The following is a 26,136-nucleotide window of genomic DNA, read 5'->3' as shown; positions in this document are numbered from 1 at the left end:
TGCTCCGCAATCGCTTAAAGTAAGGAAAAGTGTTCCGCCAGCGGGCCGAGCGCCAGCGCGGGAATAAAGGTCAGGGCGCCAACCAACAGCACGGTGCCGATCAGCAGGCCGATAAACAGCGCGTCATGGGTGGCGAGCGTGCCGCTGCCGGCGGGCTGAATTTTCTTCGTTACCAGCGAACCGGCAATCGCCATCACCGGGATAATGACCGCGAAGCGGCCAACCAGCATGCAGAACGCCAGCAGCAGGTTCCAGAACGGCGTCGCCGCGCTGAGGCCGCCAAAGGCGCTGCCGTTGTTGTTGGCCGCCGAGGTGACGGCGTACAGCACTTCGCTGAAGCCGTGCGGCCCGGGGTTGAACATGCCCGCGCGACCGGCTTCGGTCATCATCGCCAGCGCCGTGCCGAGGAGCACCAGCGTTGGGGTCACGAGGATCGCCAGCGCAATCATTTTCATTTCGCGGACGTCAATTTTCTTCCCGAGGTACTCCGGGGTGCGGCCAATCATCAGCCCGGCGATAAATACCGCCAGCATCACGAACAGCAGCATGCCATACAGACCCGAGCCGACGCCGCCGAAGACCACTTCGCCTATCTGCATCAGCCACATGGGGACCATTCCGCCCAGCGCGGTAAAGGAGTCGTGCATGGCGTTGACCGCCCCGCAGGACGCGGCGGTGGTGACCACGGCAAACAGGCTGCTGGCGAGAATACCGAACCGGCTCTCTTTGCCTTCCATATTGATACTGCTATCGGCGCCAAGGCTCAGCAGATGCGGGTTACCGCGGGTTTCCGCCCACATCACTACCGCCACGCAGACGATGAAGATGAGCGTCATCGCCCATAGAATGGCCCGTCCCTGACGGCGATCGCCCACCACCTCGCCGAAAGCGAAGCACAGCGCCGCCGGGATGAGAAAGATCGCCAGCATCTGCACCAGGTTGGTCAGCGCGGTCGGGTTTTCAAACGGATGCGCTGAGTTGGCGTTAAAGAAGCCGCCGCCGTTAGTACCCAGCATTTTGATCGCCTCCTGTGAAGCCACCGGCCCCATCGGCAGCATCTGGCGTACCCCTTCAAGCGAGGTAAAGCCCTGATTCGGGGAAAAACTCTGCGGCACGCCCTGCTGAATAAAGAACAGCGCGATGAGCAGCGAAATGGGCAGCAGCAGCCAGAGGGTGATGCGGGTCAGATCGACCCAGGCGTTGCCCAGGGTGCTGACTTTCTGCCGGGCATAGGCGCGGGTAAGGGCAAAGATCACCGCGATGCCGGTGGCGGCGGAGAAGAAGTTTTGTACCGCCAGCCCAGCCATCTGGCTAAGGCTACTCATGGTGGTTTCACCGGCATAGGCCTGCCAGTTGGTGTTGCTGACAAAGCTCACCGCCGTATTCAGCGCCAGATCCCACGACAGGCCGGGCAGGTGCTGCGGATTGAGCGGCAGCGAGCCCTGGAACATCAGCAGCGTGAACAGGACCAGCAGACCCAACGCGTTAAACAGCAGAATAGCGAATAAATATTGATACCAGTTCATCTCCTGCGAACGAATGCCCGCCGCCCGCCATAAACCGCGTTCGATACCGGCCAGGCCCGGTAGCGGGGCATCATTGATCATCGTCGCCAGCGCCGTGCCCAGCGGACGAGCCAGGATCATCAGCAGCAGAATAAAGCTCGCGATGAGTAAAAATCCTTGAGCGGCCATCAGAATGCCTCCGCGTGTATCAGGGCATAAACCAGATAAACCAGCAACAGGAACACCAGCGCTACGCCAGCGATTACGCCTGCACTCACAATCCACCTCCGGGTGTCTTTTTGATTTACGAGGAGAATAGGCAGTCGGGCGCAAAGATTTCGCAAAAATCAGCGGCGGGGGTGTAAAAAAAATATAAAAATCGCCAAGACCACAATTTAACTAATGATTAGTATTAATTTAACCTTTTTGTAACTAAGTTACCGGGTGAATGTAAATAAAGGCTAAATACGTGCTTTTTAGTGGTCGGATGAGTAGTAAAATTACAGCCAAAGCGGTACTATTTTAAGCAGAGAAACAGATTAACTTTACCGGCTTTGCTTGCCGGCCTGACAAAGGGGAGAGAAATTATGGCGTTGTACAAAACTTATCCTGCTCATATCATCTTTGCGCGTCGCGCTTTCGCCGTGGCGGCTGGCGTGCTGGCGCTGCCGGTAATGCTGTTCTGGAAAGATCGCGCCCGTTTTTACAGCTGGCTGCACCGCGTGTGGGCGAAAACCAGCGAACAGCCGGTATGGCTGGCGCAGGCTGAAAAAGTCTCCGCAGATTTTTATTAATAACGGTTTATGGCTCAGCGGGCGCGCGCTGCGGAAACGGGCTAATGGATTGATATCCTGGCTTATTTACCCTGTTTTCCCCGGCACAGCGTGCCAACAGATTGCCTTATCATCATGCCGCCGGTTTACCCGGCGGTTTTTTTTTGCCATGAGTGGCTTACACTTATTCACTCCCCGAAGGTTAAGCCTGCGGGAGGGTTAAATATAAGTCGAACTTATCAATTTTCATGATGAAAGGAATGCTATGGCCACCCATCTGGTCTGGTTTCGCGCGGATTTGCGCATCCACGATAACCTGGCGCTCGCCGCCGCCTGCCGCGATCCCGATGCCGAGGTGCTGGGATTATTTATCGCCACGCCTGGGCAATGGCGCCAGCACGGTATGGCGCCGCGCCAGGCGGCGTTTATGGTCAGCCACCTTCATAGCCTGCAAGCGGCGCTGGCCGAAAAGGGGATCCCGCTGCAGATTGAACATGCCGCAGATTTCACCGCCAGCGTGGCGCTGCTCGCCAGCATTTGCCGGCAGCGGCAGGTGACCCATCTGTTTTACAACTACCAGTACGAAATCAATGAACGCCAGCGCGATGCGGCGGTGGAGAAAACCTTAGCGGAGGTGACCTGTCAGGGCTTTGATGACAGCGTTCTGCTGCCGCCGGGCAGCGTACTGACCGGCAGTCGTGAAATGTATAAGGTCTTTACGCCGTTTAAAAATGCCTTTATTCGCCGTTTGCAGGAAGCGCTGCCGGAGTGCGTCGCCGCGCCGCAAGTCCGCGCGGGCGGGCCCATCGCTGCGGCGTCTGAAGTGAAAATAGATTATCCGCAGACGCCATTTGATAGCGAGCTGTTCGCCGCGGATGAAAAAAGCGCCATCGCCCGGCTTCGCGGCTTCTGCCAGCAAAAGGCCGCCGACTATGAGCAGCAGCGCGATCTTCCCGCCATCGAGGGGACCAGCCGACTGTCGCCGTGCCTGGCGGTGGGCGCGCTCTCACCGCGCCAGTGCCTGCACCGTTTGCGGGTTGAGCAGCCGCGGGCGCTGGATGGCGAAGCCGGATCGGTATGGCTCAACGAGCTTATCTGGCGCGAGTTTTATCGTCACCTGATGGTTTACTACCCAAACTTGTGTAAGGGGCGGCCTTTTATCGACTGGACCGATAACGTGGCGTGGCTGGACGATAAATCCGCGCTTCAGGCCTGGCAGCGCGGGCAAACCGGCTTCCCGATTGTCGACGCCGCAATGCGTCAGCTTAATGCGACCGGCTGGATGCATAACCGCCTGCGGATGATTGTCGCCAGTTTTCTGGTGAAAGACCTGCGCATCGACTGGCGGCTGGGCGAGCGCTACTTTATCGAACAACTTATTGATGGCGATCTGGCGGCGAATAACGGCGGCTGGCAGTGGGCGGCTTCAACGGGTACCGATGCCGCGCCCTATTTTCGTATTTTTAACCCGACGACCCAGGGAGAGCGCTTCGACAAAGCGGGGCAGTTTATTCGTCAATGGCTGCCGGAGCTGGCCGGGGTACCTGAAAAAGCGGTGCATCAACCGTGGCTGTGGGCGGAGAAACAGGGCGTAACGCTGGATTATCCGCGCCCGATTGTTGACCACAAGCAGGCGCGGCTGGCGACGCTGGCGGCCTGGGAAGCCGCCAGAGAGCTTAAGACTCCATCGCCAGGCGACGAGTCCGGATCTTAACGGCGTGATACAGCCAGATAGCCAGCACCAGGCCAACGCAGGCCAGCGCGCCCCAGGTTATCTGGCTGAACACCTCAATGTAGGCGTTGATCGAGTAGTTGACGGCCCCGGCGGCGTCGAACGACCCCTGCGAGGTTTGATCGGCAATCACGCCTGCCAGATAGTTAGCGATAGCGCCGGAGAGCAGCATATAAATACCGGTCAGCACCCCGGTCACGCCGGGGATCTCAATACGGGTAATCTGCGACATCGCCACCGGGTCGATAAACAGCTCGGCGAAGCCCATCACCGCCAGGCCCAGCACCATCAGCGGCATTGAAGATTGTCCGTAAGCCGCCGACCAGCGTGCGCTGAGGGTCAGGATACAGAAACCGGCGCTCATCAGGCCGAGGCCCAGCGCGAATTTGCCCCAGATGCGCACGGTACGGTTGCCGTTAATATTCTCCTTCACTAGCCACGCCAGCACCACCCCACAGAGCATCACCGCAAAGGCGTTCACCGACTGGAACATCGCGGTCGGTATCTCATAGCCCATAAAATGACGATTAACAAAACGGTCGATATAGAGGCTGATGGAGCTGCCGCCCTGCTGCGCAAAGGCCCAGAACAGCAGGCTGAAGCAGGTGAGCACCATAATCAGACGCAGATCTTTACGCTGCCTGGCGGTCTCCGCCCGTAGGTAGATCCGCGTCAGTACCGCCAGGCCGATAACCGTCGCCACAATCAGCGCGTAAACCGACCACTCCTGCCAGAACAGCACGGTGATCAGCAGCGGCGCGGCGATCAGCAGCACCAGCAGCCAGCCCCAGTTTGGTAAGACGAAACTCCGCGCCCGCAGCGCTTCGCGATTGACGCCCCGGGTGTGGCGGAAATGGTGATTGCCGCTGAGGAAAATCACCAGCCCGGCGATCATGCCGACGGCCGCCAGCGCGAAGCCCATCGCCCAGCTGTACTCTTCCTGCACGTAGCCGCAGGCGATCGGCGCAACGATAGACCCGACGTTACCCGCCGCGTACATCAGCGAAAAACCGCCGTCGCGGCGCGGGTCGGTGGGTTCATACAGCTCGCCGAGCAGGCAGCTGACGTTGGATTTAAACAGCCCGTAGCCGCAGACAATAATCGCCAGCGACAAATAGAGGAAGGTAGGGGCGATTTCGCTGGCGCCGAGCACCAGATGGCCGATGGCCATCAGCAGCGCGCCGAGCATCACCGCCATGCGGTTGCCCAGCAGCTTATCGGCCAGGAAGCCGCCGAGAATCGGCGTGACGTAGACTAAAGAACAGTAGGCGCTGAACAGCGCATAAGCATGATTATCGTCATACTTGAGCTGGTTGGTGAGATAAAGAATCAGCAGCGCGCGCATGCCGTAAAAACTGAAATATTCCCAGATTTGCAGCGCGACGACGTAATAAATCGCCCGCGGCTGTGAGGATTGTGTGTTCATGTAATGCCTTGTCCTGCCGTAAAAAAGAAAGTCGATCTTTCTGCATGAATAGCCATTAACTAGCGATATTCATGGCCTTATGGGCTTTCTGGTTATTTAATATGCTGTAATAGTGCATAAATATACACGAATGCGCGAGCGAGGGAGTAGACAAATTGCGGGATTTCGCGAAAAGTCAAAATGGACGGCGAAGCGGCAGAACTATCGACTGACCGGACGGATACCGTTATGTTATTCCTCTGCATAGAACGATGACCTGGTGGAACGGCAATGAAAAATAGTGAACTGGAACAACTGATTAATGAAAAACTCAATAGCGCGGCCATCAGTGATTACGCCCCCAACGGGCTCCAGGTGGAAGGGCGCGAAACGATACAAAAAGTCGTCACCGGCGTGACCGCCAGCCAGGCGCTGCTGGATGAAGCCGTCCGCCTGGAGGCCGATGCGGTGATCGTCCATCACGGCTACTTCTGGAAAGGCGAATCGCCGGTCATTCGCGGCATGAAGCGCAACCGCCTCAAAACGCTGCTGGCTAACGACATTAACCTCTATGGCTGGCACCTGCCGCTCGACGCTCACCCGGAACTGGGCAATAACGCTCAGCTGGCGTCGCTGCTCGGCATCAATGTGATGGGGGAGATTGAACCGCTGGTACCGTGGGGCGAACTGTCGATGGCGGTATCGGGCCTGGAGCTGGCTTCATGGATTGAAGCGCGGCTGGGTCGCAAACCGCTGTGGTGCGGCGACACCGGGCCGGATAAAGTCGCCCGCGTGGCCTGGTGCACCGGCGGTGGGCAAAGCTTTATCGACAGCGCGGCCCGCTTTGGCGTCGATGCGTTTATTACCGGTGAAGTTTCAGAGCAAACCATACACTCGGCGCGCGAGCAGGGGCTGCATTTCTACGCCGCCGGGCACCATGCCACCGAGCGCGGCGGCATTCGCGCGTTAAGCGAATGGCTGACGGAAAATACCGAACTGGACGTCACGTTTATTGATATCCCGAACCCGGCCTGATGAACGGAGGCAAAAGTGCAGCGAGCGCGTTGTTATTTATTAGGTGAAACGGCAGTCGTACTGGAGCTTGAGCCTCCGGTGACGCTGGAAAGCCAGAAGCGGATCTGGCGGTTAGCCCAGCGGCTGGTAGGCCATACCGAGGTGGTGGAAGCCATCCCTGGCATGAACAACATTACCGTGATATTGCGCAACCCGCAGCAGACGGCGTGGGACGCGATTGAGCGCCTGCAGCTCTGGTGGGAGGAGTGCGATACGCTCGAACCGGAATCGCGGGAGGTCTCGGTCCCGGTAGTGTATGGCGGCGAATACGGCCCGGATCTGGGAGAAATTGCCCGCCACAGCGGCCTGAGCGAAAAGCAGGTGGTTGAGCTGCATTCGTCGGTGGAGTACGTGGTGTGGTTCCTCGGCTTCCAGCCGGGGTTCCCGTACTTCGGCGGCCTGCCGGAGCAGCTGGCGATGCCGCGACGGGCGGAGCCGCGCCTGCTGGTGCCCGCCGGGTCCGTCGGTATTGGCGGAGCGCAAACCGGGATCTATCCGCTGGCGACGCCCGGAGGGTGGCAGCTGCTGGGGCGTACGCCGCTGGCGCTGTTTGATCCGAAGCGCAAGGAGCCGGTGCTGCTGCGTTCCGGCGACAGAGTGCGTTTCGTGCCGCAAAAGGAGGGCGTATGTTAAAAATTATCCGCGCCGGAATGTATACCTCGGTGCAGGACGGCGGGCGTGAAGGGCTGCGTCAGCTGGGCATCAGCCGCTGTGGCGCTATGGATAAGCCGGCGCTGGTCACCGCTAATCTGCTGGTGGGTAACGGCGCTAACGCCGCGGCGCTGGAGATAACGCTGGGTCAGGTGGATATTCAGTTTGAACGCAGCGGCTGGTTTGCGCTGACCGGCGCCGCCTGCGAGGCGAAGCTCGATGGCGAGCCGGTATGGGTGGGCTGGCGAACGGCGGTCAAGGCCGGGCAGCATCTGGTGCTCAAGAACCCGCAGCACGGCGTGCGCAGCTACCTGGCGGTGGCGGGGGGGATTGCGGTGCCGAAGGTGCTGGGTTCGCGCAGCACCGATCTGAAAGTGGGGATTGGTGGTCTGGAAGGTCGACGTTTGCAGGACGGAGACCGGCTGAAGCTGGGGAAATCGGATAAGCAGTTCCGCGGGCCGCGCGGCGTGAAGCAGCTCCCCATCGGCAACCGCATCCGCGCGCTGCCCGGGCCCGAGTACCAGGAGTTTGATAGCGTGTCGCAGGACACGTTCTGGCGCTCGCCGTGGCAGCTTAGCCCGCAGAGCAATCGTATGGGCTATCGCCTGCAGGGGCAACCGTTGAAGCGGACGACCGACCGCGAGATGCTTTCGCACGGCCTGCTGCCCGGCGTGGTACAGGTTCCGCATAATGGCCAGCCCATCGTACTGATGAACGACGCGCAGACCACCGGCGGCTATCCGCGGATTGCGACCATTATCGAAGCCGACATGTACCAGCTGGCGCAGATCCCGCTGGGACAGCCGATCCACTTTGTTCCCTGCTCCCTGGAGGAGGCGCTGAAGGCGCGCGCCGACAGACAACGTTATTTTGAACAGCTGGCATGGAGACTGAACGATGAAGATTGATTTAAACGCCGACCTGGGCGAAGGCTGCGCCAACGATAGCGCGCTGCTGCAGCTGGTCTCTTCCGCCAATATCGCCTGCGGTTTCCATGCGGGCGATGCGGTGATGATGCTGCAGTGCGTCCGCGAAGCGCTGAAATATGGCGTCGCGGTGGGCGCGCATCCCAGCTTTCCTGACCGGGAAAATTTTGGCCGTACGGCGATGCAGCTGCCGCCGGAAACGGTTTATGCGCAAACGCTGTATCAGGTCGGCGCGCTGGCGGCGCTGGTGCGCGCGCAGGGCGGCGAGCTGCAGCACGTCAAGCCGCACGGCATGCTCTATAACCAGGCGGCAAAAGATCCGCAGCTTGCTGACGCTATCGCCAAAGCGGTATATGACGTTGACGCGGGTCTGGTGCTGGTAGGCCTGGCGGGCAGCGAGCTGATTCGCGCCGGGCAGCGTTATCAGCTGACCACCCGCCAGGAGGTCTTCGCCGACCGCGGCTATCTGGCGGACGGCAGCCTGGTGCCGCGCACCCAGCCCGGCGCGCTGATCGAGAGCGAAGAGCAGTCGCTGGCGCAAACCCTGGAAATGGTGCAGCACAGCCGGGTGCGTAGCATCACCGGCGAATGGGCGCACGTGGTGGCGGAAACCGTCTGCCTGCACGGCGACGGCGAGCACGCGCTGGATTTTGCGCGCCGCTTGCGCGCGGCGTTTGCCGGGCGCAATATACAGGTCAGTGCGGAAGTAGAAGAATAAAAACAATATTATCAAGCAATTAACATTAGACAACAATTCACAACAACATACAGGATGTAACTATGGGAGAGTCATTATCTCTCTGGCCACTGATCGGCATTGCTGCGATCGTGGTCGGATTTGTTCTGCGTTTTAACCCGGTACTGGTGGTTATTGTGTCCGGGATCATCACGGGTCTGACGGCGCATATGCCGATCGCGACCATTCTGGAAAAGCTGGGAGAAGGATTTCTTAATACCCGCAACCTGCCGTTTATTCTTCTGCTGCCGCTGGCGGTGATTGGCCTGCTGGAGCGGCACGGTCTGAAAGAGCGCGCGCAGACGTGGATCGCGAAGATCCGCAGCGCCACCGCCGGTCGTCTGCTTATCGTCTATCTGTTCGTTCGTGAAGTGACCGCGGCGATGGGGCTCACTAGCCTGGGTGGTCATCCGCAGATGGTGCGCCCGCTGCTGGCGCCGATGGCGGAAGGGGCGGCGGAGAAAAACTTCGGCGCCTTGCCCGGCGAGGTGCGCTATCGTCTGCGTGCGATGTCGGCGGCGACCGACAACGTGGGCCTGTTCTTCGGGGAAGATATTTTCGTCGCCTTCGGGGCGATTATCTTTATGCATAACTTTATGCTGGAGTCGGGCGGCATTCAGACCGAGCCGCTGCATATCGCCCTGTGGGGGATCCCAACGGCGGTCTGCGCCTTCCTGATCCACTCCGCCCGCCTGTGGCGCCTCGACCGCCATCTCCAGCGCGAGCTGGACAAGGTTAACGCCGGGCAGGTGAAAGGCGGTGCCGCATGAATTTTCAGCAAACCTGGCTGTACTGGCTGGCGGGCGCGGTTCTGCTGGTGGTGGCGGTGATGTCATGGCGCGATAAGGCCAACCCGCGCAGGCTGACAACCGGCCTGTTCTGGGGGCTGTATGGCCTGGTGTTTCTGTTTGGCGACTGGACCTATGAGCTGGTCGGCGACAAGCGGGCCGTTAATATCGGCGTTGGCGTGGTGGTGGTGGTGCTGGCGCTGATCGCCGGTTTTGGCGGCGTGCGCCTCGGTCGCTATCATCAGCGCTCGCAGGAAGAACGTACCGCCAGCGCCGCGCGTCTTGGCAACCGGCTGTTTTTCCCGGCGCTGGCGATCCCGGTAGTGACGGTGATCGGCGTGCTGCTGTTTAATAATCTCCCCTCGCTGCAGGTCGCTATCTTTGGCCCGGGCAATCACGCCACGCTGATCACGCTGTTTTCGATGACCGCGGGCACGCTGCTCGGTCTGGTGATGGCTATCCGCATGACCCATGAAACGGCGGCGCAGCCGTTACAGGAAGCCCGCCGCCTGCTGGATTCGGTGGGCTGGGCGTTTATTTTGCCGCAGATCCTCGCGGTGCTCGGGCTGCTGTTTACCGCCGCCGGCGTTGGCAACAGCATCTCCCTGCTGACGCAGCACTACCTGGCGGTAGACAGCCGGTTCATCGCCGTTGCCGTCTATACCCTGGGAATGGCGCTGCTGACGATGGTGATGGGCAACGCTTTCGCCGCGTTTCCTATCGTGACGGCGGGGGTCGGGATCCCGATTCTGGTGCTGCAGCACGGGGGGAACCCGGCGGTGATGGCGGCCATTGGCATGTTCTCCGGCTACTGCGGTACCCTGATGACGCCCATGGCGGCGAACTTCAATATCGTGCCTGCCGCGCTGCTGGAGCTGCCGGATAAAAACGCGGTCATAAAAGCCCAGGTGCCGACCGGCGTTATGCTGCTTATCGTGAACGTATTTTTGCTCTATTTCCTGATGTTCCTGTAAGGAGGGATCATGGCTGGCGTGTTAATTACCGGTTTTGAGCCGTTCGGCGGCGAAGCGGTTAACCCTTCGTGGGAAGTGGTAAAGCGGCTGGATGGCGCTATTATCGGCGGACAGCCGGTGGCGGCGCGGCAGCTGCCGTGCGTCTTTGGCGACGCCCTGACGGCGCTGAACGCCGCGCTGGATGAGCTGGATCCCGTCCTGACCCTGGCGATTGGCCAGGCGGGCGGTCGCGTCGACATCACCGTTGAGCGGGTGGCGATCAACGTCGATGATGCGCGGATCCCGGACAATAAAGGCCTGCAGCCGATCGACGTACCGATCGCTGCCGGCGGGCCGGCGGCGTACTTCAGCACGCTGCCGATCAAAGCGATCGTAACCGCCCTGCGCAGCCGGGGGATCCCGGCGTCGGTGTCGCAGACGGCGGGGACGTTTGTCTGTAATCACGTGATGTACGGCCTGCTGCACAGCCTGCGTCATCGCAGCGGCGCGAAGGGCGGGTTTATCCATATTCCGTATTTGCCGGAGCAGGCCGCGGCTCATCCCGGCGAAGCCAGTATGGCGGTAGAGACGGTGCAGGCCGCGCTGGAGACGGCCATCGCCGTTGCCCTGCAGCAGGATGGCGATGTGAAAGTCGGCGGTGGGGCAACGCATTAACACAAGGACAAGATTATGCCGGAAGGTCCGGAAATTCGCCGCGCGGCGGATAGCCTGGAAGCGGCGATTAAAGGCGAACCCCTGACCGGGGCGTGGTTCGCCTTCCCGCAGTTACAACATTACCAATCTCAGCTGGTCGGCCAGCGAGTGACGCACATTGAAACTCGCGGTAAGGCGCTGCTGACCCACTTCTCCGGCGGGCTAACGCTGTATAGCCACAATCAGCTGTACGGCGTCTGGCGAGTGGTGGACGCGGGGGAGCAGCCTGAAACGACGCGCGTTCTGCGCGTTCGGCTGCAGACCGCGCGCAGGGCGATTTTGCTCTACAGCGCCTCTGATATTGAGATGCTGACGCCCGAGCAGCTCGTCAGCCATCCGTTTTTGCTGCGGGTCGGGCCGGATGTGCTCGATATGCGCCTTAGCGTTGAACAGGTCAAAGCGCGGCTGCTGTCGGCGAAATTCCGCAACCGCCAGTTCTCCGGTCTGCTGCTGGATCAGGCGTTTCTTGCCGGATTAGGCAACTATCTGCGCGTGGAGATCCTCTGGCAGGTGGGGCTGACCGGGCGGCATAAAGCCTCTGAACTGGATGAAAAACAGCTCGATGCGCTGGCGCATGCGCTGCTGGAGATCCCGCGCTTGTCCTACAACACCCGCGGTCTGGTGGACGAGAATAAGCACCACGGCGCGCTGTTTCGCTTTAAGGTTTTTCATCGCGAAGGGGAGGCCTGCGAGCGCTGCGGCGGAATAATCGAGAGAACGATGCTATCGTCGCGGCCGTTTTACTGGTGCCCGGGATGTCAGCAATAAAAAAACGCGCCTTCAGGCGCGTTTTTTGTCGCTGCGATAGCCCTCTTAACGGGCGATATCGTTTTTGAAATCGCGCTTTTCGTAGCCGGTATACAGCTGACGCGGACGGGCGATTTTCATGCCGTCGCTGTGCATTTCGTTCCAGTGCGCAATCCAGCCCACGGTACGCGCCATCGCGAAGATAACGGTAAACATAGAAGACGGAATGCCCATCGCTTTGAGGATGATACCGGAGTAGAAATCGACGTTCGGGTAGAGTTTCTTCTCGATGAAGTACGGGTCGTTGAGCGCGATGTGCTCAAGCTCCATGGCCACTTCCAGCAGATCGTCTTTGGTACCGAGCTCTTTCAGCACTTCGTGGCAGGTCTCACGCATAACGGTGGCGCGCGGGTCGTAATTTTTGTACACGCGGTGGCCAAAGCCCATCAGGCGGAAAGAGTCGTTTTTGTCTTTCGCGCGACGGACGAATTCCGGAATGTGTTCAACGGAGCTGATCTCTTCGAGCATCTTCAGCGCCGCTTCGTTGGCGCCGCCGTGTGCCGGTCCCCACAGGGAGGCAATACCCGCAGCGATGCAGGCAAACGGGTTCGCGCCGGAAGAGCCGGCGGTACGTACGGTGGACGTTGAAGCGTTCTGTTCGTGGTCGGCGTGCAGGATCAGGATACGGTCCATGGCGCGTTCCAGAATCGGATTCACTTCATATTTTTCACACGGCGTGGAGAACATCATATTCAGGAAGTTACCCGCGTATGAGAGGTCGTTGCGCGGATAAACGAAAGGCTGGCCGATAGAGTACTTGTAACACATTGCCGCCATCGTCGGCATTTTGGAGAGCAGGCGGAATGCGGCGATATCGCGGTGGCGTGGGTTATTCACATCCAGCGAATCGTGATAGAACGCGGCCAGCGCACCGGTGATACCGCACATGACGGCCATCGGGTGAGAATCGCGGCGGAACGCGTGGAACAGACGGGTAATCTGTTCGTGAATCATGGTGTGGCGGGTAACGATGGTTTTGAATTCGTCGTACTGGGCCTGGGTCGGCTTCTCACCGTTCAGCAGGATGTAGCATACTTCCAGATAGTTGGAGTCGGTTGCTAACTGATCGATCGGGAAACCGCGGTGCAGCAGGATACCTTCATCACCGTCGATAAAGGTGATTTTAGATTCGCAGGATGCGGTGGAGGTAAAACCAGGGTCAAAAGTAAACACGCCTTTTGAACCAAGACTACGAATATCAATAACATCCTGACCGAGCGTGCCCTTTAGCACATCCAGTTCGATAGCAGTATCACCACCCAGGGTGATTTTTGCTTTAGCATCAGACATTTATGGTCTCCTTAGCGCCTTTATTGCTTAAGGCTGCCGGGTGGTGGATTTGCATTCAGCCCGTAGCAGATGACATTACCAGTTTGTTATGTTGCACATCGCTCTGCGTCGCGAAAAGGGCAGGGTACAGAGCAAGGGCGCTTGATGGTACGTCTTCAGCCTACGACGAAACAACAGCAAATCAGCGTTTTAGCAGCCCGAATATTATAAAACTATATACCACTAATAACTGTCCTGATTACATCGGTCAATACTCTCTCACTGTTGCATAACTTATTCTCAGGTAAAAGAGTGACCCCATAACTTTTGCGTATTATTGCATTTATCTGGTAATGGTTGTAACAATAATGTTTAATATTTGTCAAATCAGATGATTAAAAATTAAAAATATGTTGTTATCGTGACATGGATCACTGTTCGGGAGAAAACCCGACAAACTATATGTAGGTTAATTGTAATGATTTTGTGAACGGCCTATACTGCCGCCAGGTCTCCGGAACACCCTGCAATCCCGAGCCACCCAGCGTTATTTTGTCACGCTTTAACTCCTGGAAAGGCGTTTTAACATGACTTTTAGTTATAGATAAGGACGCTGTCTGACCCGCAAGCAGACCGGAGGAAGGAAACAATAAGAACAGCATGTGGGCGTTATTCATGGTAAGAAATGTGAAAAAACAAAGACCTGTCAATCTGGATCTGCAAACGATCCGGTTCCCAATCACGGCGATAGCGTCCATTCTCCATCGCGTATCCGGAGTGATCACCTTCGTGGCGATCGGGATTCTGCTTTGGCTGCTGGGCACCAGCCTTTCCTCTCCCGAAGGTTTTCTCACTGCGGCATCCATTATGGATAGCTTCTTTGTGAAGTTTATCATGTGGGGCATTCTGACCGCGCTGGCGTATCACGCGGTGGTCGGTATTCGCCACCTGCTGATGGATTTTGGCTACCTTGAAGAAACCCTCGAAGTAGGGACACGCTCCGCCAAAATTTCTTTTGTTATTACTGTCGTGCTTTCACTTCTCGCAGGAGTCCTCGTATGGTAAGCAACGCCTCAGCACTAGGACGCAACGGCGTACATGACTTTATTCTGGTCCGTGCTACCGCTATCGTTCTGACCCTCTACATCATCTATATGGTTGGCTTCTTTGCCACCACCGGTGAAATTTCATGGGAAGTCTGGACGGGCTTTTTCTCCTCCGCGTTCACTAAAGTCTTCACCCTGCTGGCTCTCGTTTCCATTCTGATCCACGCCTGGATCGGGATGTGGCAGGTATTAACGGACTACGTTAAACCACTGGCCGTGCGCTTAATTCTGCAACTGCTGATCGTTGTTGCGCTGGTGGCTTACGTTCTTTATGGATTTGTTGTGGTGTGGGGTGTGTAATGAAATTGCCTGTCAGAGAATTTGATGCTGTTGTCATTGGTGCCGGCGGCGCAGGTATGCGCGCGGCGCTGCAGATTTCCCAGAGCGGCCAGAGCTGTGCGCTGCTCTCTAAAGTTTTTCCGACCCGTTCCCATACCGTTTCCGCGCAGGGTGGTATCACCGTCGCGCTCGGTAATACCCATGAAGATAACTGGGAATGGCATATGTACGACACCGTTAAGGGGTCGGACTACATTGGCGATCAGGACGCCATCGAATACATGTGTAAAACCGGCCCGGAAGCGATTCTGGAGCTGGATCATATGGGTCTGCCGTTCTCGCGCCTCGAAAATGGCACGATTTATCAGCGTCCGTTCGGCGGCCAGTCGAAAAACTTCGGCGGCGAGCAGGCGGCACGTACCGCTGCGGCGGCTGACCGTACCGGTCACGCCCTGCTGCACACCCTCTATCAGCAGAACCTGAAGAATCACACCACTATTTTCTCCGAGTGGTACGCGCTGGATCTGGTGAAAAACGCCGATGGCGCGGTGGTCGGTTGTACCGCCCTGTGTATCGAAACCGGTGAAGTGGTTTACTTCAAGGCTCGCGCCACCGTGCTGGCTACCGGCGGCGCCGGTCGTATCTACCAGTCCACCACCAATGCCCATATCAATACCGGCGACGGCGTTGGTATGGCGATCCGCGCCGGCGTGCCGGTGCAGGATATGGAAATGTGGCAGTTCCACCCGACCGGTATCGCCGGGGCGGGCGTTCTGGTGACAGAAGGCTGCCGCGGTGAAGGCGGCTACCTGCTGAACAAACACGGCGAACGTTTCATGGAACGTTATGCCCCGAATGCGAAAGACCTGGCGGGTCGCGACGTGGTGGCGCGTTCCATCATGATCGAAATCCGTGAAGGTCGCGGCTGCGATGGTCCGTGGGGCCCGCACGCCAAGCTGAAGCTCGATCACCTCGGTAAAGAAGTGCTGGAATCCCGCCTGCCGGGTATCCTGGAGCTCTCCCGCACCTTTGCCCACGTCGACCCGGTAAAAGAGCCGATTCCGGTTATCCCAACCTGCCACTATATGATGGGCGGTATTCCGACCAAAGTGAGCGGACAGGCGCTGACCGTCAACGAGCAGGGCGAAGATGTGGTTATTCCGGGACTGTTCGCGGTAGGCGAAATCGCCTGCGTATCGGTACACGGCGCGAACCGTCTGGGCGGCAACTCGCTGCTTGACCTGGTGGTCTTTGGCCGCGCGGTGGGTCTGCACCTGCAAGAGTCTATCGCCGAGCAGGGCGTACTGCGCGACGCGACGGATGAAGAGATCGACGCTTCTCTGGAACGTTTGAACCGCTGGAACGGCAACCGGAATGGTGAAGACCCGGTCGAAATCCGCAAAGCGCTGCAAGAGTGTATGCAGCATAACTTCTCGGTCTTCCGCGAAGGGGATGCAATGGCGAAGGGCCTTGAGCAGCTGAAAGCCATCCGCGAGCGTCTGAAAAACGCCCGCCTGGATGATACTTCCAGCGAGTTCAACACCCAGCGCGTTGAGTGCCTGGAGCTGGATAACCTGATGGAAACCGCTTACGCCACCGCGATGTCTGCGAACTACCGTACCGAAAGCCGCGGCGCGCATAGCCGCTTCGACTTCCCGGATCGTGATGATGAAAACTGGCTGTGCCATTCCCTGTATCTGCCAGAGTCGGAATCCATGACGCGTCGTAGCGTCAATATGGAACCGAAGCTGCGTCCGGCATTCCCGCCGAAGATTCGTACTTATTAATGCGGAGACAGGAATATGAAACTCGAGTTTTCAGTTTATCGTTATAACCCGGACGTAGACGATGCTCCGCGCATGCAGGATTACACCCTGGAAGCGGAAGAGGGTCGCGACATGATGCTGCTGGACGCGTTAATCCAGCTGAAAGAGAAAGACCCGTCGCTGTCGTTCCGCCGCTCCTGCCGTGAAGGGGTTTGTGGCTCCGACGGTCTGAACATGAACGGGAAAAATGGTCTGGCGTGCATCACGCCGATCTCCGCGCTGAATCAGCCGGGTAAGAAAATTGTTATCCGTCCGCTGCCAGGATTACCGGTTATCCGTGATTTGGTGGTAGACATGGGGCAATTCTATGCACAATATGAGAAGATTAAGCCTTACTTGTTGAATAATGGGCAAAATCCTCCGGCTCGCGAGCATCTGCAGTCGCCAGAGCAGCGTGAGAAACTCGATGGTTTGTATGAGTGTATTCTCTGCGCATGTTGTTCAACGTCTTGCCCGTCGTTCTGGTGGAACCCGGACAAGTTTATCGGCCCGGCCGGCCTGCTGGCCGCGTATCGCTTCCTGATCGACAGTCGCGATACCGAAACCAGCGAGCGCCTCGAAGGGCTGAGCGATGCTTTCAGCGTATTCCGCTGTCACAGCATTATGAACTGCGTCAGTGTGTGTCCTAAGGGGCTGAACCCAACGCGCGCCATCGGCCATATTAAGTCGATGCTGCTGCAGCGCAGTGCGTAAGTAACCCGGTCTGCCCCGGATGGCGCTAGCGCTTATCCGGGCTACCAAAAGCAGTCGCCCCGGCAGCGTTCGCGCCGCCGGGGGATATAGCAGGAAATCTTTAAAAACCGCCAAATATGTACCAGTAATCAAGGCGTTCAGAGCGAGGTAAGGCGGCAACTGAACGCATCTCCGGGAGCATAGTGAACTATGTGACCGGGGTAAGTGAAGGCAGCTAACGCAACCGCAGCCTGAACGCCGAAGATTAATGGCAGTTTTTAAAGGTTCCTTAGCGGACGAAACCACAACTCATCCGCAACAAGTGAACCCCGGCACGTACAACTTCTGTGCGTGGTAGTTTCTACGGCGAAATAAGCATATAAATGCTTAAGGGATCACGATGCAGAACGGCGCAATGAAAGCCTGGCTGGACTCTTCTTACCTCTCTGGTTCGAACCAGAGCTGGATAGAACAGCTCTATGAAGACTTCTTAACCGATCCTGACTCTGTTGACGCCAACTGGCGTTCTATGTTCCAGCAGTTACCTGGCACCGGAGTCAAACCGGATCAATTTCATTCCAAAACGCGTGATTATTTCCGCCGCCTGGCGAAGGATGCCTCGCGTTACACTTCTTCGATTTCCGACCCTGACACCAATGTGAAGCAGGTTAAAGTCCTGCAGCTCATCAACGCATACCGCTTCCGTGGTCACCAGCATGCGAATCTCGATCCGCTGGGACTGTGGCAGCAAGAGAGAGTGGCGGATCTCGATCCGGCTTACCACGATCTGACCGAGGCCGATTTCCAGGAGATCTATAACGTAGGTTCTTTTGCCATCGGTAAAGACACGATGAAGCTGGGCGATCTGATCTCTGCCCTGAAGCAAACCTATTGCGGCTCCATCGGCGCGGAATATATGCACATTACTTCTACCGAAGAAAAACGCTGGATCCAGCAGCGTATCGAGTCGGTAGCAGGCAAAGCGAGCTTTAGCGCCGAAGAGAAAAAACGCTTCCTGAGCGAGCTGACCGCGGCGGAAGGCCTCGAACGCTACCTCGGGGCGAAATTCCCGGGCGCAAAACGCTTCTCGCTGGAAGGCGGCGATGCGCTGATCCCGATGCTCAAAGAGATTATCCGCCACGCGGGTAAGAGCGGCACCCGCGAAGTGGTGCTGGGCATGGCGCACCGCGGTCGTCTGAACGTACTGGTCAATGTGCTGGGTAAAAAACCGCAGGACCTGTTCGACGAATTTGCCGGTAAACATAAAGAACACCTCGGTACCGGTGACGTGAAGTACCACATGGGCTTCTCGTCCGACATGGAAACCGAAGGCGGCCTGGTGCACCTGGCACTGGCGTTTAACCCGTCGCACCTGGAAATCGTCAGCCCGGTGGTTATCGGCTCCGTACGCGCTCGCCTCGATCGTCTCGACGAACCGAGCAGCAACAAAGTTCTGCCGATCACCATTCACGGCGACGCCGCGGTCACCGGCCAGGGCGTGGTTCAGGAAACCCTGAACATGTCCAAAGCGCGCGGTTACGAAGTGGGCGGTACCGTACGCATCGTGATTAACAACCAGGTGGGATTCACCACGTCTAACCCGCTGGATGCGCGTTCTACCCCGTACTGCACCGACATCGGTAAGATGGTGCAGTCGCCGATTTTCCACGTCAACGCCGATGACCCGGAAGCGGTCGCTTTCGTGACCCGCCTGGCGCTGGATTTCCGTAATACCTTCAAACGCGATGTCTTCATTGACCTGGTGTGCTACCGCCGTCACGGCCACAACGAAGCCGACGAGCCGAGCGCAACCCAGCCGCTGATGTACCAGAAAATCAAAAAGCATCCGACCCCGCGCAAAATCTACGCTGACAAGCTGGAAGCCGATAAGGTCGCGACGCTGGAAGACGCTACCGAGCAGGTTAACCTCTACCGCGACGCGCTGGATGCTGGCGAATGCGTGGTGCAGGAGTGGCGTCCGATGAACATGCACTCCTTTACCTGGTCCCCGTACCTCAACCACGAGTGGGATGAGAGCTATCCGGACAAAGTTGAACCTAAGCGTCTGCAGGAGCTGGCGAAACGCATCAGTACGGTGCCGGAAGCCGTTGAGATGCAGTCGCGCGTCGCGAAAATCTATGGCGATCGTCAGGCAATGGCCGCCGGCGAGAAGCTGTTCGACTGGGGCGGCGCGGAAAACCTCGCCTACGCCACGCTGGTCGATGAAGGCATTTCGGTGCGTCTGTCCGGCGAAGACTCCGGGCGCGGAACCTTCTTCCACCGCCACGCGGTGATCCATAACCAGAAAAATGGTTCAACCTATACACCGCTGCAGCACGTCCACAACGGTCAGGGCCATTTTAAAGTCTGGGACTCCGTGCTGTCGGAAGAAGCGGTCCTGGCGTTTGAATACGGCTATGCCACCGCAGAGCCGCGTACTCTGACCATCTGGGAAGCGCAGTTCGGCGACTTCGCCAACGGCGCGCAGGTGGTTATCGACCAGTTCATCAGCTCCGGCGAGCAGAAGTGGGGCCGTATGTGCGGTCTGGTGATGCTACTGCCGCACGGCTACGAAGGCCAGGGGCCGGAGCACTCCTCCGCGCGTCTGGAACGCTATCTGCAGCTCTGCGCCGAGCAGAACATGCAGGTTTGCGTACCGTCCACGCCGGCGCAGGTTTACCATATGCTGCGTCGTCAGGCGCTGCGCGGTATGCGTCGCCCGCTGATCGTGATGTCGCCGAAATCGCTGCTGCGTCACCCGCTGGCGGTATCGAGTATGGACGAACTGGCTAACGGCACCTTCCAGCCGGCAATCGGTGAAATCGACGATCTCGACCCGAAAGCCGTGAAGCGTGTTGTGCTGTGCTCTGGTAAGGTTTATTACGACCTGCTGGAACAGCGCCGCAAGAAAGAGCAAAAAGATGTCGCTATCGTTCGCATAGAGCAGCTCTACCCGTTCCCGCACCAGGCGGTACAGGAAGCGCTGAAACCGTATGCGCACGTGCATGATTTTGTCTGGTGTCAGGAAGAACCGCTCAACCAGGGCGCGTGGTACTGCAGCCAGCATCACTTCCGTGAAGTGATTCCGTTTGGGGCCTCTCTGCGTTATGCAGGCCGCCCGGCCTCCGCCTCTCCGGCGGTAGGATACCTGTCCGTTCACCAGAAACAGCAACAAGATCTGGTCAATGACGCGCTGAACGTCGATTAATTAAAGGATACATAATGAGTAGCGTAGATATTCTGGTTCCCGACCTGCCTGAGTCCGTAGCTGACGCAACGGTTGCCACCTGGCATAAAAAACCGGGCGATGCGGTTGTTCGTGACGAAGTGCTGGTAGAAATCGAAACTGACAAAGTGGTACTGGAAGTACCGGCTTCAGCGGATGGCATTCTGGACGCGGTGATTGAAGACGAAGGCGCTACCGTGCTCTCTCGTCAGATCCTGGGCCGCCTGCGTGAAGGCAACAGCGCGGGCAAAGAGTCCGGTGCGAAAGCCGATGCCAAAGAGTCGACGCCGGCCCAGCGCCAGCAGGCTTCTCTGGAAGAACAAAACAACGATGCGCTGAGCCCGGCGATTCGCCGTCTTCTGGCGGAACACAGCCTCGACGCGGCGGCCATTAAAGGCACCGGCGTTGGCGGCCGCCTGACCCGTGAAGACGTGGAGAAGCATCTGGCGAGCGCGCCGGCTAAAGCTGAAGCGCCGGCGGCTGCACCCGCTGCTGCTGCTCCGGCGGCGCAGCTGGGCAACCGCTCGGAAAAACGCGTGCCGATGACCCGTCTGCGCAAACGCGTTGCCGAGCGTCTGCTGGAAGCGAAAAACTCCACCGCCATGCTGACGACCTTCAACGAAGTCAACATGAAGCCGATTATGGATCTGCGTAAGCAGTACGGTGACGCGTTTGAAAAACGTCACGGTATCCGCCTGGGCTTCATGTCCTTCTACGTGAAGGCGGTCGTGGAAGCGCTGAAACGCTATCCGGAAGTGAACGCCTCTATCGATGGCGACGACGTGGTGTACCACAACTATTTCGACGTCAGCATGGCGGTCTCCACGCCTCGCGGCCTGGTCACCCCGGTTCTGCGCGACGTCGATCTGCTGGGCATGGCGGATATCGAGAAGAAAATTAAAGAGCTGGCAGTAAAAGGCCGCGACGGCAAGCTGACCGTAGACGACCTGACCGGCGGTAACTTCACCATTACCAACGGCGGCGTATTCGGTTCTCTGATGTCCACGCCGATCATCAACCCGCCGCAGAGCGCGATTCTGGGCATGCATGCCATTAAAGATCGTCCGATGGCGGTGAATGGTAAGGTGGAAATTCTGCCGATGATGTACCTGGCGCTCTCCTATGACCATCGTCTGATCGACGGACGTGAGTCGGTTGGCTACCTGGTTGCGATTAAAGAGCTGCTGGAAGACCCGACTCGTCTGCTGCTGGACGTGTAGTCAGCAAGAGTATGACCTACCGTAGGCCGGGTAAAGCGCGCGAGCGCCGTTATCAGGCCTACAGGTTTATAATTATTCCCTGAAGGATGGACTGAACACATGAACTTACATGAATATCAGGCAAAACAACTCTTTGCCCGCTATGGCTTACCGGCGCCGGTGGGTTATGCCTGTACTACTCCGCGTGAAGCAGAAGAAGCCGCTTCAAAAATCGGCGCGGGTCCGTGGGTAGTGAAATGTCAGGTTCACGCTGGTGGCCGCGGCAAAGCGGGCGGTGTGAAAGTAGTGAAGAGCAAAGAAGACATTCGCGCATTTGCTGAACACTGGCTGGGCAAACGCCTCGTCACCTATCAAACAGATGCGAACGGCCAGCCGGTTAACCAGATTCTTGTTGAAGCGGCGACCGATATTGATAAAGAGCTGTACCTGGGCGCGGTTGTTGACCGTAGCTCCCGTCGCGTGGTCTTTATGGCCTCTACCGAAGGCGGCGTGGAAATCGAAAAAGTAGCGGAAGAGACCCCGCACCTGATCCACAAAATCGCCATCGATCCGCTGGCGGGTCCGATGCCTTACCAGGGCCGCGAACTGGCGTTCAAACTGGGTCTGGAAGGTAAACAGGTTCAGCAGTTCACCAAAATCTTTATGGGCCTGGCGACCATTTTCCTTGAGCGCGACCTGGCGCTGATCGAAATCAACCCGCTGGTGATCACTAAGCAGGGCGACCTGATCTGTCTCGACGGTAAACTGGGCGCTGACGGCAACGCGCTGTTCCGCCAGCCGGATCTGCGCGAAATGCGCGACCAGTCGCAGGAAGACCCGCGCGAAGCTCAGGCGGCGCAGTGGGAGCTGAACTACGTCGCGCTGGACGGCAACATCGGCTGCATGGTGAACGGCGCGGGCCTGGCCATGGGCACCATGGACATCGTTAAGCTGCACGGCGGCGAACCGGCTAACTTCCTCGACGTTGGCGGCGGCGCAACCAAAGAGCGCGTCACCGAAGCGTTTAAAATCATCCTCTCTGACGACAACGTAAAAGCGGTTCTGGTTAACATTTTCGGCGGTATCGTACGCTGCGATCTGATTGCCGACGGCATCATCGGCGCGGTAGCCGAAGTGGGCGTTAACGTCCCGGTAGTGGTTCGTCTGGAAGGTAACAACGCCGAACTGGGCGCGAAGAAACTGGCTGACAGCGGCCTGAATATTATTGCAGCGAAAAGTCTGACGGATGCAGCTCAGCAGGTTGTTGCCGCAGTGGAGGGGAAATAATGTCCGTTTTAATTAATAAAGATACCAAGGTTATCTGCCAGGGCTTCACCGGTAGCCAGGGTACATTCCACTCTGAACAAGCCATCGCTTACGGTACGCAAATGGTTGGCGGCGTAACGCCGGGCAAAGGCGGCACCACCCATCTGGGCCTGCCGGTGTTCAACACCGTGCGCGAAGCGGTAGAAGCGACCGGCGCAACCGCATCCGTTATCTACGTTCCGGCGCCGTTCTGCAAAGATTCCATCCTGGAAGCTATCGATGCAGGCATTAAGCTGATTATCACCATCACCGAAGGCATCCCGACGCTGGATATGCTGACCGTGAAGGTGAAGCTGGATGAAGCGGGCGTGCGCATGATCGGGCCAAACTGCCCGGGCGTGATCACCCCAGGCGAATGCAAAATCGGCATCATGCCGGGCCACATTCACCAGCCGGGTAAAGTGGGCATCGTTTCCCGTTCCGGTACCCTGACCTATGAAGCGGTTAAGCAGACCACTGATTACGGCTTCGGCCAGTCCACCTGCGTGGGCATCGGCGGCGACCCGATCCCGGGCTCTAACTTCATCGATATCCTGAAGCTGTTCCAGGAAGATCCGCAGACCGAAGCGATCGTCATGATCGGTGAGATCGGCGGTAGCGCGGAAGAAGAAGCGGCCGCTTACATCAAAGATCACGTGACCAAACCGGTTGTCGGCTACATCGCCGGCGTGACCGCGCCGAAAGGCAAACGTATGGGACACGCGGGCGCCATCATTGCCGGTGGTAAAGGGACGGCGGATGAGAAATTCGCCGCGCTGGAAGCCGCTGGCGTGAAGACCGTTCGCAGCCTGGCCGATATCGGCGAAGCGCTGAAAACCGTAATTAAGTAATAAGTAAAAAAACAGCCCTGACGTTCTGCATGGTTAAGGGCTGGTCCAATTTCGACATGGTTGGCCATCTGATGATGGCCTTTTTTTTGCCTGCAGTTGCGCCATCAGGCGTTACGCCGTTTTCGCCCGCGATTTCATGCCGTTTAATCATATTCATCTGCGCAAATGAGATTATTTTTTGCGTCCGGCATCATCCTTTTTATCCGCGCTATTTTGCATATTAAGTGCTTGCAAAAGGCGGTGGGGAATAATGTGGTGCGAAAGAAAAGGCATGAACAATGGGAGGGCTTTAGCTCGCTGGCAGCGCTTTTTTCGCGGGCTACCGGGCTGGAGACCACGGTGATTGAGGCGAATGACAATCGATTACCTGCTGGCTACGGTGGGTTAAATTTCTTTGCCTTACCGCTGATTCAGGACAATACATTATCCGGTTATATTATTTGCGACCATCATAACGCGACCGACAACCAGCATCGGGCGGCGGCGATAAGATTACTGCATTTTATCGTTAATAATATGTCTGCGATTGCAGAAAACAGGGAAGTGGACGAGAAACCGTTGCGGCATAAGAGAGAGTTTTATTATTCGCAAAAATCGTCGCATGAAATAAAACTGCTGTCGGCATTACGCTATATTGATGAGAATTTATATGGTGAGCTGTCTTTAGAGACCGTCGCCGCTCACGTTTGTTTAAGCGCAAATTATTTTAGTCGTTTTTTTAAAAAACGCCAGGGGGTGAATTTTAAAGTCTGGGTTAATCAGCGCAAAATGCAGCGTGCCGGAGAACTGCTTGGCGATCCGTCATATTCGGTAGACAGCGTAGCGCGTAAGCTTCAGTTTGCGCAAACCAGCTACTTTTGTCGGGTGTTTCGCGCCGCTCATCGCACCAGCCCGCAGTCGTTCCGCGATCGGCATCTCGCAGCCGCTTCACGGTAAGTCGATTAGCCGCCGTTTTATCGTTAATACAGATTTTTCCTGGAGCGCTCATAATGTGTGGCCGATCGCGGAAAAATTTTCATTTATGCTCACCAGCGGGCAATTAAATTTCATCGTCTCATCGACTGACTTCGCAAATAAACAAGTTAATGTGAAAAAATATTGACAACTTATTGCTGTTATTTGCATGGCAATCACATTGTTTAAATTGTGTTTATTGTAGTGCCTGGGTATTATTGGTTATTATTTGATCAATAACAGTGTGCATTTATCATGGAATAGATCAATGACATCTGAAGGTAAAATAAAATATAACACCCGGGGCTAATCTGATGTCCTTGCGCGCTTTTTTTATCTATTAAACAATTTTTTGCACGCCGTAAATGGAAGACGTTATGAGAGGAAAAATCCCCAAAACTGAATTACTGGTGACCTTTGAGGTTGTGGCTCGCCACGAAAGTTATACTCGAGCAGCGGAAGAGTTGGCTTTAACACAAAGCGCCGTGTTCCGACAGGTCACGGCGCTGGAGGATTTCCTCCATACGTCATTATTTAATCATGCTAAAAAAAGGATTTTTTTAAATGCGGCTGGCAAGCATTATTTGACTATCGTTAAGGAAACGCTTAACAAACTGGAACGTGATACCAACTCCATTATGACATGGCAACCGACGGTGCAGGTGCTTGAGCTGGCCGTCAATCCTACCTTTAGCACCCACTGGCTGATCCCCAACCTGCGCGAGTTTAATAAATTACATCCGGGCATTATCGTTAATATTCATTCGCTGGCTAATATTGGCGATTTTCTTAGCCGCGAGTACGATGCCGCCATTATGCGCGAGGATTTTTGCTCGCCGTGGGCGGAGGTTGAGTATCTGTTCGAAGAGGAAATTCTGCCGGTGTGCGGCTGCGGGCTGCTGTCCGAACCCGGGCAGAAGCTGGCGGTCGAGGAGCTGCTGGGCGAGTTTCCGCTGCTGCATCAAAGCACGCGAATTCACGGCTGGCAGGAGTGGTTTGCGCTGTCGAATATCACCAGCCCGCAGATCAACATCGGTCCGCGTTTTGACCTGCTCTCAATGCTGATTGCGGCGGTGCGTTCGAACCTGGGGGTGGCGCTGCTGCCGCGTTTTGCCATTCAGCATGACCTGGATAGCGGTGAGATGGTGATCCCCTGCGATGTGCCGATTCGCACCGGCAACCGCTTCATTATGACGTGGCAGGAGGATAAAGCGGAATCCCGGCATTTACAGGTATTCCGCGAGTGGCTGCTGCAAAAATCGGTGGTCTCGGCAGCCTGACGGCGCGTTATCCGGGCCGCAGACGGCGGTGCCGGGCGCAGAGCGGCATCATTTCCCGGAGGCGATGCTGCGCATCTGTCCGGGCTACCGGCCCGCAGACGGCGG

24 protein-coding genes are annotated in these 26,136 nt (G+C 57.3%); 20 read left to right on the top strand and 4 right to left on the bottom strand.

Features of this window, described 5'->3' with window-relative positions; all coding sequences use genetic code 11:
• Window positions 1-14: 14 nt before the first annotated feature.
• Window positions 15-1,694 carry a potassium-transporting ATPase subunit KdpA gene (kdpA, locus tag ABLU96_RS13665; protein WP_064404736.1) on the bottom strand — a complete coding sequence of 560 codons (1,680 nt, stop codon included), beginning with the start codon at window positions 1,692-1,694 and terminating at the stop codon, window positions 15-17.
• A complete protein-coding gene (gene kdpF, locus ABLU96_RS13660) occupies window positions 1,694-1,783 on the bottom strand; it encodes a K(+)-transporting ATPase subunit F (RefSeq protein ID WP_009651669.1) in 90 nt (29 codons plus the stop codon). Before kdpF ends, kdpA begins: the two co-directional genes overlap by 1 nt.
• Before the next feature lie 309 nt (window positions 1,784-2,092).
• Between kdpF and ABLU96_RS13655 the strand changes: the two genes are divergently transcribed.
• Window positions 2,093-2,299, top strand: coding sequence for a DUF2517 family protein (locus tag ABLU96_RS13655; RefSeq protein ID WP_004848892.1), 207 nt, complete (start codon window positions 2,093-2,095; stop codon window positions 2,297-2,299).
• A 244-nt stretch (window positions 2,300-2,543) separates the two neighbouring features.
• Window positions 2,544-3,992 (top strand): deoxyribodipyrimidine photo-lyase, encoded by a 1,449-nt coding sequence (gene phrB / locus ABLU96_RS13650; RefSeq protein WP_064358420.1) that lies wholly within the window; start codon window positions 2,544-2,546, stop codon window positions 3,990-3,992.
• Here the strand turns inward: phrB and dtpD are convergent.
• Complete coding sequence (gene dtpD, locus ABLU96_RS13645) at window positions 3,955-5,436, bottom strand: dipeptide permease DtpD (RefSeq protein ID WP_038424224.1); 1,482 nt, start codon at window positions 5,434-5,436, stop codon at window positions 3,955-3,957. The two genes, phrB and dtpD, sit on opposite strands and share 38 nt — an antisense overlap.
• 270 nt (window positions 5,437-5,706) lie before the next feature.
• On the opposite strand from dtpD, the gene ABLU96_RS13640 reads away from it, so the two are divergent.
• From ABLU96_RS13640 to nei, 8 genes are all read left to right on the top strand, one after another.
• Window positions 5,707-6,450 (top strand): type 2 GTP cyclohydrolase I, encoded by a 744-nt coding sequence (locus ABLU96_RS13640; RefSeq protein WP_014228436.1) that lies wholly within the window; start codon window positions 5,707-5,709, stop codon window positions 6,448-6,450.
• A 15-nt stretch (window positions 6,451-6,465) separates the two neighbouring features.
• Window positions 6,466-7,122, top strand: coding sequence for a 5-oxoprolinase subunit PxpB (gene pxpB, locus ABLU96_RS13635; protein WP_004848901.1), 657 nt, complete (start codon window positions 6,466-6,468; stop codon window positions 7,120-7,122).
• Window positions 7,116-8,048, top strand: coding sequence for a 5-oxoprolinase subunit PxpC (gene pxpC / locus ABLU96_RS13630; RefSeq protein WP_009651642.1), 933 nt, complete (start codon window positions 7,116-7,118; stop codon window positions 8,046-8,048). The genes pxpB and pxpC overlap by 7 nt, the downstream gene beginning before the upstream one ends.
• The gene (gene pxpA, locus ABLU96_RS13625) at window positions 8,038-8,784 is read left to right on the top strand and encodes a 5-oxoprolinase subunit PxpA (protein WP_004848906.1); all 747 of its coding nucleotides are present in this window, start codon (window positions 8,038-8,040) and stop codon (window positions 8,782-8,784) included. The genes pxpC and pxpA overlap by 11 nt, the downstream gene beginning before the upstream one ends.
• Window positions 8,785-8,846: 62 nt before the next feature.
• The gene (locus ABLU96_RS13620; RefSeq protein WP_025106371.1) at window positions 8,847-9,572 is read left to right on the top strand and encodes a DUF969 domain-containing protein; all 726 of its coding nucleotides are present in this window, start codon (window positions 8,847-8,849) and stop codon (window positions 9,570-9,572) included.
• The gene (locus tag ABLU96_RS13615; protein WP_025106370.1) at window positions 9,569-10,564 is read left to right on the top strand and encodes a DUF979 domain-containing protein; all 996 of its coding nucleotides are present in this window, start codon (window positions 9,569-9,571) and stop codon (window positions 10,562-10,564) included. Before ABLU96_RS13620 ends, ABLU96_RS13615 begins: the two co-directional genes overlap by 4 nt.
• 9 nt (window positions 10,565-10,573) lie before the next feature.
• Window positions 10,574-11,218 (top strand): pyroglutamyl-peptidase I, encoded by a 645-nt coding sequence (pcp, locus tag ABLU96_RS13610; RefSeq protein ID WP_014228439.1) that lies wholly within the window; start codon window positions 10,574-10,576, stop codon window positions 11,216-11,218.
• Between the two features lie 15 nt (window positions 11,219-11,233).
• Window positions 11,234-12,025, top strand: coding sequence for an endonuclease VIII (nei, locus tag ABLU96_RS13605; protein ID WP_064404734.1), 792 nt, complete (start codon window positions 11,234-11,236; stop codon window positions 12,023-12,025).
• Window positions 12,026-12,070: 45 nt separating this feature from the next.
• Here the strand turns inward: nei and gltA are convergent, their stop codons facing one another.
• A complete protein-coding gene (gene gltA, locus ABLU96_RS13600) occupies window positions 12,071-13,354 on the bottom strand; it encodes a citrate synthase (protein WP_004100276.1) in 1,284 nt (427 codons plus the stop codon).
• Between the two features lie 639 nt (window positions 13,355-13,993).
• On the opposite strand from gltA, the gene sdhC reads away from it, so the two are divergent.
• From sdhC to ABLU96_RS13550, 10 genes are all read left to right on the top strand, one after another.
• Window positions 13,994-14,398 (top strand): succinate dehydrogenase cytochrome b556 subunit, encoded by a 405-nt coding sequence (gene sdhC / locus ABLU96_RS13595; protein ID WP_014837839.1) that lies wholly within the window; start codon window positions 13,994-13,996, stop codon window positions 14,396-14,398.
• Window positions 14,392-14,739: a succinate dehydrogenase membrane anchor subunit gene (gene sdhD / locus ABLU96_RS13590; RefSeq protein WP_004100278.1), complete on the top strand. Its 348-nt coding sequence runs from the start codon at window positions 14,392-14,394 to the stop codon at window positions 14,737-14,739. The genes sdhC and sdhD overlap by 7 nt, the downstream gene beginning before the upstream one ends.
• Window positions 14,739-16,505, top strand: a complete 1,767-nt coding sequence (sdhA, locus tag ABLU96_RS13585; RefSeq protein ID WP_014228442.1) for a succinate dehydrogenase flavoprotein subunit — start codon at window positions 14,739-14,741, stop codon at window positions 16,503-16,505. The genes sdhD and sdhA overlap by 1 nt, the downstream gene beginning before the upstream one ends.
• 15 nt (window positions 16,506-16,520) lie before the next feature.
• Window positions 16,521-17,237 (top strand): succinate dehydrogenase iron-sulfur subunit SdhB, encoded by a 717-nt coding sequence (gene sdhB, locus ABLU96_RS13580; protein WP_004130526.1) that lies wholly within the window; start codon window positions 16,521-16,523, stop codon window positions 17,235-17,237.
• Window positions 17,238-17,616: 379 nt separating this feature from the next.
• A complete protein-coding gene (gene sucA / locus ABLU96_RS13575) occupies window positions 17,617-20,424 on the top strand; it encodes a 2-oxoglutarate dehydrogenase E1 component (protein WP_004130528.1) in 2,808 nt (935 codons plus the stop codon).
• 14 nt (window positions 20,425-20,438) lie between these two features.
• On the top strand, window positions 20,439-21,662 hold the full coding sequence (odhB, locus tag ABLU96_RS13570; protein ID WP_004848921.1) for a 2-oxoglutarate dehydrogenase complex dihydrolipoyllysine-residue succinyltransferase: 1,224 nt from the start codon (window positions 20,439-20,441) through the stop codon (window positions 21,660-21,662).
• A gap of 99 nt (window positions 21,663-21,761) precedes the next feature.
• The gene (gene sucC / locus ABLU96_RS13565; RefSeq protein WP_004848923.1) at window positions 21,762-22,928 is read left to right on the top strand and encodes an ADP-forming succinate--CoA ligase subunit beta; all 1,167 of its coding nucleotides are present in this window, start codon (window positions 21,762-21,764) and stop codon (window positions 22,926-22,928) included.
• Window positions 22,928-23,797 carry a succinate--CoA ligase subunit alpha gene (gene sucD, locus ABLU96_RS13560; protein ID WP_004100288.1) on the top strand — a complete coding sequence of 290 codons (870 nt, stop codon included), beginning with the start codon at window positions 22,928-22,930 and terminating at the stop codon, window positions 23,795-23,797. Before sucC ends, sucD begins: the two co-directional genes overlap by 1 nt.
• 165 nt (window positions 23,798-23,962) lie before the next feature.
• Window positions 23,963-24,733, top strand: coding sequence for an AraC family transcriptional regulator (locus ABLU96_RS13555; protein WP_064404733.1), 771 nt, complete (start codon window positions 23,963-23,965; stop codon window positions 24,731-24,733).
• Between the two features lie 395 nt (window positions 24,734-25,128).
• A complete protein-coding gene (locus ABLU96_RS13550) occupies window positions 25,129-26,031 on the top strand; it encodes a LysR family transcriptional regulator (protein WP_004848928.1) in 903 nt (300 codons plus the stop codon).
• Window positions 26,032-26,136 lie beyond the last annotated feature (105 nt).

Origin of the sequence: Klebsiella sp. CN_Kp106, from assembly GCF_040064575.1 — a bacterium.
Lineage (GTDB): Bacteria > Pseudomonadota > Gammaproteobacteria > Enterobacterales > Enterobacteriaceae > Klebsiella > Klebsiella michiganensis.
The sequence above is the reverse complement of the archived record's forward strand: the minus strand, read 5'-3'. Positions and strand labels throughout refer to the sequence as shown.